The organism is Cellulosimicrobium sp. BMG9.23, assembly GCF_059159985.1.
Genome location: NZ_JBZGBZ010000003.1, coordinates 241,514 through 256,409, shown reverse-complemented (window position 1 = coordinate 256,409; position 14,896 = coordinate 241,514). Strand labels below are relative to the sequence as shown.

The 14,896-nt window shown below is 72.0% G+C and carries 15 protein-coding genes; 9 read left to right on the top strand and 6 right to left on the bottom strand.

Annotation, left to right across the window (positions count from 1 at the left end; genetic code table 11):
* Nucleotides 1-175: 175 nt before the first annotated feature.
* Entirely contained in the window at nucleotides 176-2,116 is a 1,941-nt protein-coding gene (locus AC4H2G_RS05580) for a glycoside hydrolase family 2 protein (RefSeq protein ID WP_494364761.1), read from the bottom strand.
* A 127-nt stretch (nucleotides 2,117-2,243) separates the two neighbouring features.
* Entirely contained in the window at nucleotides 2,244-3,359 is a 1,116-nt protein-coding gene (locus AC4H2G_RS05575) for a LacI family DNA-binding transcriptional regulator (protein WP_494364760.1), read from the bottom strand.
* Nucleotides 3,360-3,581: 222 nt separating this feature from the next.
* Here AC4H2G_RS05575 and AC4H2G_RS05570 point away from each other — a divergent pair, with 222 nt between their 5' ends.
* The 6 genes from AC4H2G_RS05570 to AC4H2G_RS05545 are packed head-to-tail and all read left to right on the top strand — an operon-like array spanning nucleotide 3,582 to nucleotide 9,631.
* The gene (locus tag AC4H2G_RS05570; protein WP_494364759.1) at nucleotides 3,582-4,889 is read left to right on the top strand and encodes an ABC transporter substrate-binding protein; all 1,308 of its coding nucleotides are present in this window, start codon (nucleotides 3,582-3,584) and stop codon (nucleotides 4,887-4,889) included.
* A 17-nt stretch (nucleotides 4,890-4,906) separates the two neighbouring features.
* Nucleotides 4,907-5,887 carry a carbohydrate ABC transporter permease gene (locus tag AC4H2G_RS05565; RefSeq protein WP_494364758.1) on the top strand — a complete coding sequence of 327 codons (981 nt, stop codon included), beginning with the start codon at nucleotides 4,907-4,909 and terminating at the stop codon, nucleotides 5,885-5,887.
* Between the two features lie 10 nt (nucleotides 5,888-5,897).
* Nucleotides 5,898-6,875 carry a carbohydrate ABC transporter permease gene (locus tag AC4H2G_RS05560; RefSeq protein ID WP_494364967.1) on the top strand — a complete coding sequence of 326 codons (978 nt, stop codon included), beginning with the start codon at nucleotides 5,898-5,900 and terminating at the stop codon, nucleotides 6,873-6,875.
* A 44-nt stretch (nucleotides 6,876-6,919) separates the two neighbouring features.
* Nucleotides 6,920-8,386 (top strand): mannitol dehydrogenase family protein, encoded by a 1,467-nt coding sequence (locus AC4H2G_RS05555; RefSeq protein WP_494364757.1) that lies wholly within the window; start codon nucleotides 6,920-6,922, stop codon nucleotides 8,384-8,386.
* Nucleotides 8,387-8,419: 33 nt separating this feature from the next.
* Nucleotides 8,420-8,530: a TetR/AcrR family transcriptional regulator gene (locus tag AC4H2G_RS05550; RefSeq protein WP_494364756.1), complete on the top strand. Its 111-nt coding sequence runs from the start codon at nucleotides 8,420-8,422 to the stop codon at nucleotides 8,528-8,530.
* Nucleotides 8,531-8,563: 33 nt separating this feature from the next.
* Nucleotides 8,564-9,631, top strand: coding sequence for a magnesium and cobalt transport protein CorA (locus tag AC4H2G_RS05545; RefSeq protein ID WP_494364755.1), 1,068 nt, complete (start codon nucleotides 8,564-8,566; stop codon nucleotides 9,629-9,631).
* Nucleotides 9,632-9,649: 18 nt separating this feature from the next.
* On the opposite strand, the gene AC4H2G_RS05540 is transcribed toward AC4H2G_RS05545, so the two are convergent.
* The 3 genes from AC4H2G_RS05540 to AC4H2G_RS05530 are packed head-to-tail and all read right to left on the bottom strand — an operon-like array spanning nucleotide 9,650 to nucleotide 11,560.
* Nucleotides 9,650-10,033, bottom strand: a complete 384-nt coding sequence (locus AC4H2G_RS05540; protein ID WP_494364754.1) for a nuclear transport factor 2 family protein — start codon at nucleotides 10,031-10,033, stop codon at nucleotides 9,650-9,652.
* Nucleotides 10,030-10,761 carry a DNA alkylation repair protein gene (locus tag AC4H2G_RS05535; protein WP_494364753.1) on the bottom strand — a complete coding sequence of 244 codons (732 nt, stop codon included), beginning with the start codon at nucleotides 10,759-10,761 and terminating at the stop codon, nucleotides 10,030-10,032. The genes AC4H2G_RS05540 and AC4H2G_RS05535 overlap by 4 nt, the downstream gene beginning before the upstream one ends.
* A 1-nt stretch (nucleotide 10,762) precedes the next feature.
* On the bottom strand, nucleotides 10,763-11,560 hold the full coding sequence (locus tag AC4H2G_RS05530) for an SDR family NAD(P)-dependent oxidoreductase (RefSeq protein ID WP_494364752.1): 798 nt from the start codon (nucleotides 11,558-11,560) through the stop codon (nucleotides 10,763-10,765).
* A 159-nt stretch (nucleotides 11,561-11,719) separates the two neighbouring features.
* Here AC4H2G_RS05530 and AC4H2G_RS05525 point away from each other — a divergent pair, with 159 nt between their 5' ends.
* Together AC4H2G_RS05525 and AC4H2G_RS05520 are read left to right on the top strand one after the other, a co-directional pair.
* Complete coding sequence (locus AC4H2G_RS05525) at nucleotides 11,720-12,202, top strand: glutathione peroxidase (RefSeq protein ID WP_494364751.1); 483 nt, start codon at nucleotides 11,720-11,722, stop codon at nucleotides 12,200-12,202.
* Between the two features lie 7 nt (nucleotides 12,203-12,209).
* Entirely contained in the window at nucleotides 12,210-13,406 is a 1,197-nt protein-coding gene (locus AC4H2G_RS05520; RefSeq protein WP_494364750.1) for an MFS transporter, read from the top strand.
* Nucleotides 13,407-13,476: 70 nt separating this feature from the next.
* Here the strand turns inward: AC4H2G_RS05520 and AC4H2G_RS05515 are convergent, their stop codons facing one another.
* Entirely contained in the window at nucleotides 13,477-13,752 is a 276-nt protein-coding gene (locus tag AC4H2G_RS05515; RefSeq protein ID WP_494364749.1) for a GlsB/YeaQ/YmgE family stress response membrane protein, read from the bottom strand.
* A gap of 259 nt (nucleotides 13,753-14,011) precedes the next feature.
* Between AC4H2G_RS05515 and AC4H2G_RS05510 the strand changes: the two genes are divergently transcribed.
* Nucleotides 14,012-14,878 (top strand): hypothetical protein, encoded by an 867-nt coding sequence (locus AC4H2G_RS05510; protein WP_494364748.1) that lies wholly within the window; start codon nucleotides 14,012-14,014, stop codon nucleotides 14,876-14,878.
* The last annotated feature ends 18 nt before the right edge of the window (nucleotides 14,879-14,896 follow it).

Here is a 14,896-nt window from a genome sequence, read left to right as displayed (position 1 = left end):
ACAGTACGAGAGCGTCAGGACTGCACGAACGGCAAGAGCGATCGAGGCGCCGATGACCACGCTCAGCGCGCTGCTTTCCGGGATGTGGTCCTGCCCGGTCGGCGACTGCTGCCCATGCCCCGCACCCGCGCACGACGCGTGGGTGCGGGGAAGGGTCACGACGGGCGCTGGCCGGTCATGCGTACGCCGTTGCGGCGGTGACGTCCGAGCTGCGTGTGTCGGGGTCCTCCAGGTCCTGCGTCTCGACTGCGGCGACCTGGTCCTGGACGGCGCGCACGCGCGCGACGTCGAGCTTCTCGCTGCGGTCGAAGCGGTAGATGCCGTTCTGCTCCTGGAACACGTCCGTGAGCTGGGTGTAGCAGTAACCGAACATGAGCGGGTCACCGAGGAGGGCATTCGTGAGGCCGGCGAAGCGGGCGTGGAACTCCTCCTCGTCGGCGACGCGCTGGCCGTAGCCCCAGGACTCGCCGAGCGCGTTCCCGGCTGCGGCGGCGGCCGCCTCCGGGTTCCACCAGATGCCGCCGTACTCGCTGACGAAGTACGGCTGACCGTTGTACGGCTGCGACCAGACGGAGCCGTCCTCACGGCGGTTCTCGTACGGCGTGCCGTCGGCGAGGCCGCCGACGAGCTCTGCGAACCGCTCGGGGTCCTGCTCGTAGAGGTGGGAGTCCCACACGTCGGTCTCGAGCACACGGTGCGAGTATCCGCTCGCGTCGATCACCGGCCGTGACGGGTCGGCGAGCTTGGTCGCGAGGAACATCGCGCGCGTGACGTCGTCGAGCACGGTCATGCGGTCGTGCAGGTCCTGGAACGTCTCGTTGAGCGGGCACCAGCCGACGATCGAGGGGTGGGAGTGGTCGCGCTCGAGGGCTTCGAGCCACTGCGCGACGAACGACGCCGTGGGCTGCTGGTAGTCGCCCTTGGTGCCCTGGCCGGAGACGCCCCAGTCGCCGAACTCGCCCCACACGAGATAGCCCAGGCGGTCGGCGTGAAAGAGGTAGCGCTCCTCGAACACCTTCTCGTGCAGGCGCGCGCCGTTGAAGCCGGCGGCGAGGCCGAGCTCGATGTCCCGCACCAGGGCGGCGTCGGTCGGCGCGGTCATGAGCGACTCCGGCCAGTAGCCCTGGTCGAGCACGAGGCGCTGGAACACCGCCTCACCGTTGATCCGCAGCGATCGGCCGTCGATCGCCACGGAGCGCAGACCGGCGTAGGAGCGCACCGAGTCGACGACCTCTCCCGCGGCGTCGCGGATCTCGACGAGCACGCCGTAGAGGTTGGGCCGGCCCGGTCCCCACAGGCGCACGCGGTCCGCGGGCACGACGACGCGCAGCGCCGGTGCGAGGTCGAGGTCCCCACGGGCGGTGGCGTGGCCGACCTCGCCGTCGGTGTCGGAAACCGTCACGGTCACGGTGTGGCCCCGGCGGTTCGCGGACAGCGGCACGACGACGTCGAACGCCGAGCTCGCGACGTCGGGCGTGATGCGTGGGCGGCGGGCGTGCACGGCCGGGACCGGCTCCATCCACACGGTCTGCCAGATGCCGGTGGTGCGGGTGTAGTTGCAGTGGGTGTTCGCGTACCAGGTCGCCTGCTTGCCGCGTGCCTGGACGGCGTCGCGCGGGTCGCGCGCACGCACGACGACGGTCACCGTGTCCCCGGCGCGGGCGACGCCGTGCAGGTCGGCGGTGAACGGCGTGAAGCCGCCGCGGTGGCGCACGACCTCGACTCCGTCGACCCACACCGTCGTGTCGTGGTCGACGGCCCCGAAGTGCAGGAGCACGTGGTGGTCGTCGCCGACCTCGGCCCACTCGGCCGGGATCGTCACCTCACGGCGGTACCAGACCGCCTCGAGGAAGTCGGTGTTCTCGACGCCCGAGAGCTCGGACTCGGGCGCGAACGGCACGGTGATCGTCCCGGTCAGGGGGCGCTCGCGCAGGCCGCGCTCGAGCCCGGAGTCGCCCTGGTCGATCTCGAACTCCCACGTGCCGTTGAGGTTGAGCCAGCGCTCGCGGACCGCCTGGGGCCGCGGGTACTCGGGGCGCGGCGTCGTCCGGGGGGACGTGCCGGGCGTCGTTGCGCTCGGGGGGTCGAGAAGGTCGAGGGGCAGCGGCTGGGTCATGAACGTTCTCCATCGCGGTCGCCGATGATCGGTGGTCACGATGATTCAACCTCGCGGCGCCGAAAAATGCAACGTTGTACCAGCGCCATGGCCGCACAGGTGACGTCCCCGCGCGGATATCGCGCGATCAGCCGCCGGCTCGGGAGCTCTCCCGTACGAGGAGGCGGTGCGGCACGACGGCGTCCGACGGCTCGCCGGGCCGGCCCTCCACCTGCGCGACGAGGCGCCCGACGGCGTGCTGGGCGATCGCCCGGACGTCCGGCGCGACCGTCGTCAACGTCGGGTTGGCGTACCGACCGTCCTCCGTGTTGTCCCATCCGACCACGGCCACGTCCTGCGGCACCCGCACGCCGTTCGACCGCAGGACGTGCAGCGCGCCGAGCGCCAGCAGGTCGTTGGCGCACAGGATCCCGTCGACCTCGCCGAGGCGCGCCAGGACGTCCTCCACGACGCGCGCGCCCACGGCCCGGGTGAACGACGGCGCGGGCAGGACCCACTCGTCCCGGGCCGACAGTCCCGCCTCGGCCAGCGCCTGCGTGAAGCCGCGCAGGCGCGGCGCCCCGGACCGCTCGGGGACCCCCGGCTCGGCGCCGAGGAACGCGAGCCGCGTCCGTCCGCTCTCGAGCAGGTGCCGGGTCGCCTCGCGCGCGGCCAGCACGTTGTCGATGCTCACGTGGTCGGTGTGCACGACGCCGGCACGCGGGTCTGCGGGGCGCTCGCCGAGCAGCACCATCGGCGTGGCACCGCGCAGCCGGTCGACGTCGGACAGGCTGAGATCGAGCGGGGAGAACACGATGCCGTCGATGAGGCGGACGTCGAACCCGCGCGCCACTGCCTCCTCGGCCGTCCGGTCGCCGCCCGTCTCGTCGATGAAGACCCGGTAGCCGCGCGCGTCCGCAGCCTCGATGACGGCGTGCGCGAGACCGGCAAAATAGGGCGAGGTGATCTCCGGCACGGCGAGCGCGAGGATGTTCGTGCGCCCTTGCCTCAGCTGGCGTCCGGCCAGGCTCGGCCGGTAGCCGAGATCGGCGATGACGCGCTCGACCCGCTCCCGCGTCGCCTCGCCGACACGCCCGGTCCCGTTCACGACGTTGGAGACGGTCTTCCACGACACCCCGGCCGCGGCCGCGACGTCCTTGATCCCCGGCGCCCTGGCCGGAGCAGGGCGCCCTGGCACCACGTCGGGCTCGCGCTCGGCGCCGCCCCCCGCCGCAGCATCGCTGTCCGTGCGTCGTCCGCCCACGTCATCCCTCTCGTCCGTCGCTGGTCCGACCGGTCGCCCGTCGCGTGCACTTGACGTCGGTAGGCAACGTAGTCCATCTTGGTTCAACGTTAGAACGCAACGTTGCACCAGAGCGAGGAGTCGAGGATGACCGCGCGACGAGGACCGGGCCGCCACCACGACCCGCTCGGCACTGCACCACCTGGCGCTTCCCCTGAGGCCACCGCCCACCGGGGAGCGGGCTTGTCCCGTCGTGGACTGCTCCAGGCCGCGTTGTTCGGCGCCGGAGCGGTCGCCCTGGGCGGCACCCTGTCGGGGTGTGCACCCAGCGCGAGCGCTGGGGACCGCACGCCGGTGCGGATCTGGGACCTGTTCTCCGGCGCGGACGGCGAGCGCATGCAGTCCATGCAGGAGGCCGCGCTGCGCGCGAACCCGGACGTGTCGATCGAGTCGGTGACGCTGGCGTGGGGCTCGGCCTACTACACGAAGCTCGCCATGGCGTCGTCGGGCGGTCGCCCCCCGGAGGCCGCGGTCATGCACATGTCGCGCCTGGCAGGCTACGCGCCGGGTGGCCTGCTCGAGCCGTTCGACCTGGACGCGCTCGCCGATCTCGGGATCCGTGAGGAGAACTTCGCCCCCGCGGTCTGGGAACGCGCGACCTTCGAGGGCGAGCTGTACGCGCTGCCCCTCGACACGCACCCGTTCATCACGTTCTACGACCCCGAGATCGCGGGCCAGGCGGGACTGGTCGGGGGTGACGGTCTCCTCACCGAGATCTCGTCGACCGACGCGTTCCTCGACGCCGGCCGCGCGATGGCCGAGGTCACCGGTGACACGGGCATGGCGTTCGGGTACCTGCTCGACACGGCGCAGTCGTGGCGGCTCTTCTGGGGCCTGTACGCGCAGACAGGCGCCGGCTACGACCTCACCCCCGGCCGTGCCGCCGAGCTCGACGAGGGCGCCGCGACCGAGGTCGTCGAGTTCATGCAGGCGATGCTCGACGGCACCGTGGCCCCGCCGAACCAGGACTATCCCGGGGCCATCGCGAGCTTCGTCACCGGCAGGTCGGGCCTCATCGTCTCCGGCGAGTGGGAGCTGCCCGCGTTCCAGGCCGAGATCCCCGACGTCGGCGGCGCCCCGTTCCCGACGCTGTTCGGCACGCCCGCGAACTACGCCGACTCCCACGCGTTCGTCCTGCCCCGCCAGGGCACGCCCGACCCGGCGCGGCGCGACGCCACGTACCGGGTCCTGGCGAACCTGCTCGCCGAGGGCAGCATCACGTGGGCGGGCGCCGGGCACATCCCCGCCTACCGGCCCGTGCTTTCGCAGCCGGAGTACGGCGAGCTGTCGCCCCAGCGCGACTATGCACCGGCCGGTGACATCGTCGTGCTCGACCCGCCCGTGTGGTTCGCGGGCGCCGGGAGCGACTTCCAGGCGCGCATGTGCGACGCCATGTCCAACGCGCTCCAGGGCCGGGCGAAGGCGACGAGCGCGGTCGACGGGATGCTGCGCGAGATGAACCGCTTCCTCGAGACCCCGAACCCGGCCTGAGACGAGAGAGGACGACGATGACCGTCTCCAGCACCCCCGGCGTCGGGGCCTCACGGCCGGCCGCACCCACCGCCGGAGCACAGGCCGCCGGGCGCCCCGGGCCAGCGCGCCCCGCACCCGGCCGCCCTCGCGGCACCCTGCGCTCACGCGACCGCTCGGGCTACCTGTTCGTGGCGCCGTTCGCCCTCGCGGCGGCCCTGTTCCTCGGCTGGCCGATCGTGTCCGGCCTGTGGACGAGCCTGACGAACCGAAGCCTCACCGGCTCGGGCAACGAGCTCATCGGGCTCGCCAACTACGCCGAGGCGTTCTCGGACCCGCAGGTGTGGCAGACGCTGTGGCACACCGTGATCTTCACCGTCCTGTCGACCGTCCCGCTCGTCGTGGTCGGTCTCGTCATGGCGCTGCTCGTCCACACCGGGCTGCCAGGCCAGTGGCTGTGGCGCACGTCGTTCTTCGCGTCCTACCTGCTGCCGGTAGCCGTCGTGACGGCGATCTTCGCGTGGGTCTTCCAGCCCGACATCGGCCTGTTCAACACGTGGCTCGGCAACCTCGGCATCGCACCCGTCGGCTGGCTCACCGAGGAGGGTGTCGCGATGCTCTCCATCGCGCTGGTCACGGTGTGGTGGACGGTCGGGTTCAACTTCCTGCTCTACCTCGCCGCTCTCCAGGGCATCCCCGGGACGCTCTACGAGGCGGCGACGATCGACGGCGCCGGCGGGTGGCGGCGGCTCTTCTCGATCACGCTGCCCCAGCTGAAGCGCGTCACGGGCGTCATCCTCGTGCTCCAGCTGCTCGCGTCGCTCAAGGTCTTCGACCAGGTCTACCTGCTCACCGCGGGCGGACCGAACGGCAGCACGCGGCCGATCCTCGAGTACATCTACGACACCGGGTTCACGAACTACCGCCTCGGCTATGCCTCGGCGATCTCGTACGTGTTCTTCGCGATCATCCTGATCTTCACCCTCGTCCGGCTCCTGCCGACCCGGAAGGAGCGCTGACATGGCCGACCTGGCAGCCACCGACCTCACCCGTCCCGACGCCCGTCCCGACGACCGTCCCGACGCCCGGCAGACCGCACGGCCCGGCGACGCGCGCACGACCGCGCGCGACCGCCGTCGGGCACGCGCTGCCGAGCACCGCGCCATGACCCGCCTGACGCTCGGCACGAGCCGGTGGGCCCGCGGGCTCGCGCTCGCCGCGCTCGTCGTGCTCGCGCTCGCCTGGCTGATCCCGTTCCTGTGGGGCGTCGACACGTCGCTCAAGTCCGAGACGGACGCCGCGACGAGCGCGACCTGGATCCCGCCGTCGGGCTTCACCCTCGACGCGTACGTCGAGGTCCTCTCGCGCGGCGACGTCCTGCGGTGGACGTGGAACACGACCGTCGTCGCGGTGCTCGTCACGGCGATCACCGTGCTCATCTCCGCGATGGCCGCCTACGCGTTCTCGCGCACCCTGTTCCGCGGCCGCAAGGCCCTTCTCGCGCTCACGGTCGCGGCGATCCTCGTCCCGCCGCAGATCCTCATCGTGCCGCTCTTCCAGCAGATGCAGGTCTTCGGTCTCGTCGACACTCTCGCGGCGGTGATCCTGCCGCAGGTCGTCGCACCCGTCATGGTGTTCATCCTCAAGGGCTTCTTCGACGCGATCCCCGAGGAGCTGCTCGACGCCGCGCGCATCGACGGCGCCGGGCCGTGGCGGCTGTTCTGGACGGTCGTCCTGCCGCTGTCCCGCTCGATCCTCGTGGCCGTCGCGATCTTCGTGTTCATCGGCGCGTGGAACAACTTCCTGTGGCCCTTCATCGTCACGAACGACCCAGCGCTCATGACGCTCCCCGTGGGACTGTCGACCGTCAAGAGCGCCTACGGCGTGCAGTACGCGCAGACCATGGCCGCCGCCGTCGTCGCCGCGGTCCCGCTGCTCGTCGTGTTCATGCTCTTCCAGCGCCGCATCGTCCAGGGCGTCGCGACGACGGGCATGGGCGGGCAGTAGTCGACGGCCGACCGACCCTGTCACCGATCACGACGAGGACCACGATGACGACGCTCCACGCCGGCACCGCTCAGCACACCGACGTCCCCGGACCCGCCTACGACCGCACCGCAGTAACGGTCGGCATCGTGCACTTCGGCGTCGGTGGCTTCCACCGCTCTCACGAGGCGCTCTACGTCGAGCGGCTCCTGGCCCTGGGCCACCACGACTGGGCGATCTGCGGCGTCGGCGTCCTGCCCACCGACTCGGTGATGCGTGACGTCATGGACGCCCAGGACGGTCTGTACACCCTGATGGAACGCCACCCCGACGGCACCGTCGAGGACCGGATCGTCGGTTCCGTCGTCGAGTACCTGTTCGCCCCGGAGCAGACCGAGGCCGTGCTGGGCCGGCTGACCGACCCGGCAACCAAGATCGTGTCCTTGACCATCACGGAAGGTGGCTACCTGGTCGACCCGGTCACCGGCGTGTTCGACACGAACGAGCCTCACGTCCGCCGCGACCTGGACAACCCGCACCAGCCCACCACCGTCTTCGCACTCATCGTCGAAGCCCTGCGACGGCGCCGAGCCGCAGGCACCGGCCCGTTCACCGTCCTGTCGTGCGACAACATCCAGGGCAACGGCCGGCACGCGCGGCGAGCCATCGTCGGATACTCCACCGCCCTCGACCCCGACCTGGCCGCGTGGATCGACAGGGAGGTGACCTTCCCCAGCTCCATGGTGGACCGGATCACGCCCGCCACCACCGACGCCGACCGGCAGGAGCTTCGGCAGCGACGCGACATCGAGGATGGTTGGCCGGTGGTCTGCGAGCCGTACCTGCAATGGGTCCTGGAGGATTCCTTCTGCGCAGGTCGCCCACCGTTCGAGACCGTCGGCGTGCAGGTCGTGCCGGACGTCGACCCCTACGAGCAGCTCAAGCTGCGCCTCCTCAACGGCGGGCACCAAGCCCTGGCGCACCTTGCCGTGCTGCTGGGGTACACCTACGTCGACGACGCGATGCGCGACCCGCTCGTCGCGGCGACCCTGCGCGCCTACCTCAGCGAGGCAGCACCGGCCGTCCCTCCGGTGCCAGGCATCGACGTGTCGGCCTATGCCACGTCCCTCGTCGAGCGGTTCAGCAACCCGCACGTCCGCGACACCGTCGACCGCCTCCGCTTCGACGCCAGCGACCGCATCCCGCTGTTCATCCTTCCGGTCGTCCGGGACAACCTCGCCCACGGCCGCCCCGTCGCCGTCGCAGCACTCGTCGCGGCCCACTGGGCCCACGCCGTGTGGTCGTCTCTCCCAGGCAACGGCATCCCCCTGCACCCCGACCGCCGTCGTACGGCACTGGAACAGGCCGTCTCGGACCTGGAGAGCGACCCGCTGACGTTCGGCTGTGAGGCCGAGCTGTTCTCCGAGGCAGACGCGGGAGGACAGTTCGCACAGGCCTACGCCGAGGCGGTCGCGGTGCTGTTCACCGACGGGCCCCGCGTCGGAACAGAACGCTGGCTGAGCCGGGTATAGCACCGCGGGACGTCTCCCCCGCGCGCGGCGATCGTGTCGTCGATGCTCGTCGGGCTCGTGGTGGGACGTGGCGTCGTCGCCGTGCCCACGCTCGCCGCGGCCGACCGTGAGACGCTGGTCGCACTGGTGGGGCCCGCCGTCTGAGGACGAAGGCGGGGAAGACGAGGGGGCCGACCGATGACGACGATCGACAGCCGGATCTACGTCGACGGGCACCTCGTCGCGTCCCCGCCCGACCTGCAGCACGCCGCCGACGACCTGGAGCGCTCGAGAGGCGTCGCGTGGATCGGGCTGCTGGAACCGAGCGAGGACGACCTCGAGACCGCCGCCGCACGTTTCGGGCTGCACCCCCTCGCCGTCGAGGACGCCCACAAGGGACACCAGCGCGCGAAGCTCGAACGGTACGGCGGCACGGTCTTCGTCGTGATCCGCCCCGCCTGGTACGACGACCGGGCCGAGCGCGTCGACATCGGCGAGGTCCACCTGTTCGTCGGTCCCCGGTTCGTCATCACGGTCCGGCACGGGAACCGGCTCGACCTGACACCCGCCCGCGACGCCCTCGAAGCCGACCCCGCGTTTCTCGGCAAGGGACCGGAGGCGATGCTCACCGCGTTCCTCGACGTCATCGTCGACGGCTACGCCCCTGTCGTCGCCGGCCTGGTGCACGACATCGACGAGGTCGAGGACAGCCTGTTCGGCCAGGGCGACGTCGATCCCACCCTGTCCAAGCGGATCTACCTCCTGCTCTCCCAGGTCATCGCGCTCCAACGGGCGGTCAGCCCGCTGCCCGACATGATCCAGGGCCTGCTGCGCGGCGCCGGACGGTACGGGACCGACGACGACGTGCAGAACCGGATGCGCAACGTCCTGGACCACACCATCCGCATCACCGAACGCGTCGACGGGATCCGGGCGGTCCTCGAGAACGCCCTCACCGTCCACTCCACCCTCGTCACGCTCGAGCAGAACGACGCCATGCGCCGCATGTCGAGCGCCAGCCTCGCGCAGGGCGAGGAGAGCCGCCGCCTCGCCGAGGAGACGATCGACCAGGGCGAGCAGGTCAAGAAGATCTCCTCCTGGGCCGCGATCCTGTTCACCCCGACCCTCATCGCCGGCATCTACGGCATGAACTTCGACCACATGCCCGAGCTCCACTGGACCTGGGGCTACCCGTACGCGCTCACCCTCATGGCAGGCTTCGGACTCGGGCTCTGGGGCATCTTCAAGTGGCGCCGCTGGCTCTGAGCCGCTCGTCGGGTCGGGCTACGCCGGCGTTCCGGCGGGGACGACCGCGGTGTGGACGCAGCGCCACCGGCCGTCGCGCCGGACGAACGTGTCGACCGACCACTCGTCGTCGCGGAACGGCGCACCCTGCCACGTGCCTGCCGAGACGCCGCGCGCGAGGGTGACGGCGACGTCGTCGTGCACGCTCGCGGTGACCAGCTGCGACGACATCTCGGTGTGGACGAGGTGGCCCGAGGCGACCGCGGCGAGGAAGTCGGCGCGCGCCTGGGCGTTCCCGTCCGTCCCGACGAGCACCCAGCCGGGATCGACGAAGGCGTCGATCGCCGCGGCGTCGTTCGCGACGAGCGCGGCGCCCCACGCACGCAGGAGGTCGGCGAAGAACACGGTCGCGTCGCCGGTCACGACGCCGCCCAGGCCTTGCGCTCGGCGGGCGGCAGCTTCTCGACGGCGGCCCGCAGCGTCGCCCGGGGCATCGCGCCGGCGTGCTCGTCGAGGAACGCGCGGAACCGTTCGGGCTCGACGTCACCCACGACGCGCAGCATCCAGCCGACGCCCTTCTGGACGAACGGCTCGGGATCGTCGCGCAGGATCTCCGCGAGCGCGAGCGTGTCGTCGACCTGACCCTTGCGCAGGAAGGCGGCCGTGGCGACGACCGCCGCACGCCGGCGCGGCCAGTCGGCGGCGCGCGCGAGCTCGTAGAGCGGGTCGCGCGGCCGGTCCAGCAGCCACGTCCCGAGCACCTGGTGCGCCGTGAGGTCGACGAGGTCCCACGCGTCGACGCGGTCGTGGCGGCGCAGCAGGAGCCCGACGAGCTCGGCGTGCCGCGCCGGGTCGACACGGCGGGCGGTGGACGCCTTGCCCATGATCGAGCACGCGCCGGCGCGCACCTCGTGGACCTGGTCCTCGAGGAGCAGCTCGATCTCGCCGACGGGCATCGCGAGCGAGCGCTTCGCGAGCGTGAAGACGTCGCCCATGCGCACGCCGGCGAACGACGTGTCGCCGGGGAAGAACCGCGCGTACTGCCGCTTCTGCTCGCGCGTCGCGAGCGAGAGGAGCTCGGCGCGGAACGTGGCGGCGTCGAGCGCGGGTGCGGTGGGCGCGGGGTCGTTGGGCGTGGGGTCGGGTCGCATGTCAGCGCGGCGCCATCCGGATCGCGCCGTCGAGGCGGATCACCTCGCCGTTGAGCATGGGGTTCTCCACGATCGCCCGCACGAGCCGCGCGTACTCCTCGGGCCGCCCGAGCCGGCTCGGGTGCGGCACCTGCGCGGCGAGCGACTCCTGGGCCTCCTCGGGCAGCGACGCCATCATCGGGGTCCGGAAGATGCCGGGCGCTATGGTCATGACGCGGATGCGGTGCTGCGCGAGGTCGCGCGCGAGCGGGAGGGTCAGCCCTGCGACGCCCGCCTTCGACGCCGCGTACGCGGCCTGCCCGACCTGGCCGTCGGTCGCGGCGACCGAGGCGGTCTGCACGACGACGCCGCGCTCCTCGCCGTCGGCTCCTCCCGCTCCGGGGATGGTTGGGTCGGGCAGGGGCTCGAGCGCGAGCATCCGCTCCGCCGCGAGCCGCACGACGTTGAACGTCCCCACGAGGTTGACGTCGACGACCCGGCGGAACGCGTCGAGCGCGTGCACGCCCTGCCTGCCGAGCACGCGCTGCGCGAGGACGATGCCGGCGCAGCTCACCACGACGCGAGCCCCGCCCAGGTCGTCGGCGGCGTCGAGCGCGCGGGCGACGTCGTCCTCGCTCGTGACGTCGGTGGGGACGAAACGCACGGCGTCGCCCAGCGCGCCGGCGACCGCGGCGCCGTCCGACGACGCGAGGTCGGCCACGACGACGCGCGCCCCGGCGCCGACCAGCCCCTCGACCGTCGCACGTCCCAGCCCGGACGCTCCCCCCGTCACGAGCGCCACCGTGCCGTCGATCCGCATGCCGTCTCCTCCACCGCCAGCCGGGCCACGTCGCCCGTCCCCCCGACCGTACCGAGATCGACCCGTCCGTCGCGACGTCGACCCTCCGAAGGTCGATCTCGGGACGGACGGGTCGATCTCGGGACGGGCTTCCGGCCGCGACGGTGCAGGATGGGGCGTATGACCCTCTACGACATCCCGTTCCAGGCGATGGACGGCTCGACGCACACGCTCGGCGAGCACCGTGACGACGTGGTGCTCGTCGTCAACGTCGCGTCGCGGTGCGGGCTCGCGCCGCAGTACGCGACGCTCGAGCGGATGCAGAAGGAGTACGGCGAGCGCGGGTTCCAGGTCATCGGCTTCCCGAGCAACCAGTTCCTCCAGGAGCTCAGCAGCAACGAGGCGGTCCAGGAGTTCTGCTCCCTGACCTACGGCGTCACGTTCCCCGTCGTGGACCGCGTGCGCGTCAACGGGCGGCACGCCCACCCGCTGTACACCGAGCTCAGGAAGACGCCCGACGCCGACGGCAAGGCCGGGCGCGTGACGTGGAACTTCGAGAAGTTCGTCGTCGTACCGGGCGGCGAGGTGCACCGCTTCCGGCCCCGTACCGAGCCCGACGACCCGGCGATCGTCGAGCTGGTCGAGTCGCACCTGCCGCGCTGACCGCCCGATGACACGGCCAGCCGTCCGCGCGGGGATCCGCGAGGCAGCCGGGGGGATCGTCGCACTGAGCCTCGCGACGTTCGTCGCGATCACGACCGAGCTCGTGCCGATCGGCCTCCTCCCGCTCATCAGCTCGGACCTCGACGTCACGGAGTCGGTCGCCGGCCTGCTCGTGACGGCCTACGCGCTCATGGTCGCCGCGCTCGCCGTGCCCCTGACGCTCGGCACGCGCCGCCTCCCGCGCAAGGGCCTGCTGCTCACGACGCTCGGCATCTACACGCTGAGCAACGTGCTCGTCGCGGTCGCACCCACGTTCGCGGTCGTGGCGGCCGCGCGGGCGCTGGGCGGCGCGTCGCACGCCGTGTTCTTCTCGGTGAGCATCGGGTACGCGTCGCGCCTCGTCCGGCCGCACCTCACGGGGCGTGCGCTCGCTCTCGTGACCTCGGGAGCGAGCGCCGGGTTCGTGCTCGGCGTCCCGCTGTCGACGGCGCTCGGTGCCGCCGTCGGCTGGCGCGCGTCGTTCGTGGTCCTCGCCGGCGTCTGCGCGGTGACGACGCTCCTCATCGCGTGGCTCCTCCCGCCCGTCCCCGGTGGTGGCGCGCCACCCGCCGACGCCGCGCGGTCGGCCCGGCGCGCGGCGCTCGCCGTCGTGGTGACCACCAACGCCCTGACCTACCTCGGCCAGTACACGGTGTATACGTATGTGTCGGTGCTGCTGCTCGCGGCCGGTCTCACCGAGTCGGCGCTCGGGCCGGCCCTGCTCGTGCTCGGGACGCTCGGGCTCGTGGGCACCGCGTTCGCCGCGGCCCGGCTCGACCGCCGCCCGCGGCGCACCACGGTCGTCATGCTCGTGGCCGTCGGGGGCGGGCTGCTGGGGCTCGGGCTGGTCTTCCCCGGTCTCGTCGGCGTGCTGGTCGCGACGGCGGTGTGGAGCGCGGGGTTCGGCGGCGTCGCGTCGGTCTTCCAGTCGGCGGCCATCAAGGCCCACGGCGCCTCGCCCGACATGACTGGCGCGCTCGTCAACACGACGTCGAACATCGGCATCGGCGGCGGGGCGGCGATCGGCGCCCTGGTCCTCGCCGGGGCCGGGCTCGACGTCGTCCCGTTCGTCGGAGCGGCGATGATCCTCGCTGCGCTGGTCGTGGTGCTCGTGGCGCGGCGCGCCTTCCCCACCGCCCCGACGTCGGAGGCGCAGGGCCGGTGACGCGGGAGGACGCGCACGAGGGCCCGGCTCCCGTCGTCGACGACGACGAGAGCCGGGCCCCGGACCTGGGTCAGGCGCGACGACGGCGGCGGTTGCCGTTCGTGAGCGCGCCGTAGAGCCCGAGCGTGATGAGCGACCCGAAGAGCGCGAGCAACCAGGTGCGGAAGTCGCCCAGGTCGCCCAGCGTGGTGCCGAAGAACTCGGCCCCGAGCCACCCGCCGAGCAGGGCGCCGAGAATGCCGAGGACGATGGTGACGAGGAGAGAGCTGGTCTGCTTGCCGGGCAGCACGGCACGCGCGACGAGTCCCGCGACGAGGCCGAGCACGATGTAGGCGAGCCAACCCATGATGAGTCTCCGTTTCATCCGGTGTGCGCGGTTTTTCCGCGAGCCAGGACGATCCCAGATCAGGACGGTCCCCGCATCCGGGACCCGGCGGAGGCTCTCCGGCTCAGCCCGGTGGCAGCGTCGACGCCTCGCCGAGCGGGACCGTCGGGGTCTCGAACGGCACGACGTCCTGCGCGCACGTGGCACCGTCGGTCGCCTCGCCGTCCACGAGGTAGCGGGCCACCGCCTCGTCCGCGCACGCGCTCTTGCCGAGGATCGTGTGCCCCCAGCCCTCGACGGTCAGGACGCGTGCGTCGGGTACCGCACGGGCACCGTCGGACTGTTCGTCGGGTTCGCGATGTACGCCGCGGCCACCCTCGCGGTGGTCGCAGTCGTCGTCTCCATCGCTCGGCTCGCCGTCGCCGTGGCCCTACGTCGTACGCCGCCTCGCGCCCCGGCCTCCCCGGAGTGGGTGGCCGAGCAGGAAGGAGGTGGGGGCTGGTTCCGCATCGTGCGACGGTGCGTGCTCGGGACGGGCCTGCTGCTGCTCGCCGGCCACGCCGTAGTGCGCGTCGTCGCACAGGAGGGGCTGCTCGTGCTCGACGGCCGGGTCGTCCTGCCGTTCTGGGTCAACGCCCTCGTGCCGGCCGGAACAGGGTTCGTGCTGCTCGGCCTCTGGATGCTCTCGTTCCCAGGACGGTCTTCGAGCGCGAGCATCCGTCCGCTCCACGGCGCGGAGGTCGTCGGCGCGCTAGCTGGGTCGGCGCTGCTCGCGGGCACGACGCTCGACCTGGCGGTGTTCGGGGGCACGACGGACTTCGTGCTTCCCGCCGAGGCAGGCGCGACCTGCGATGTCGTGGTCGAGCAGGTCCCACGATTCTTCAGCGGCTCGGTCGACGTCCTCGTGCTCCCGCACGGCGACCTTGCCGCGACGACCGTCCTGCCCGACGGACCGGTCGGCCTCGAGGAGACGTTCCCGTTCAGCGAAGTTGACGGTGGTGAGTCGCAGTACCGGATCGCCTGGGACGATACGGGTGCGACGCTCCGCTTTGACGCGACCGACCACGACGGCCCTGGGAAGTCGTTGGCATCAAGTGCCCGTGAAAACGGCCCGGTTCCGGCAAATGTCTGCCCACGCATACCGTGAGCCGCTTCGGCATAATTA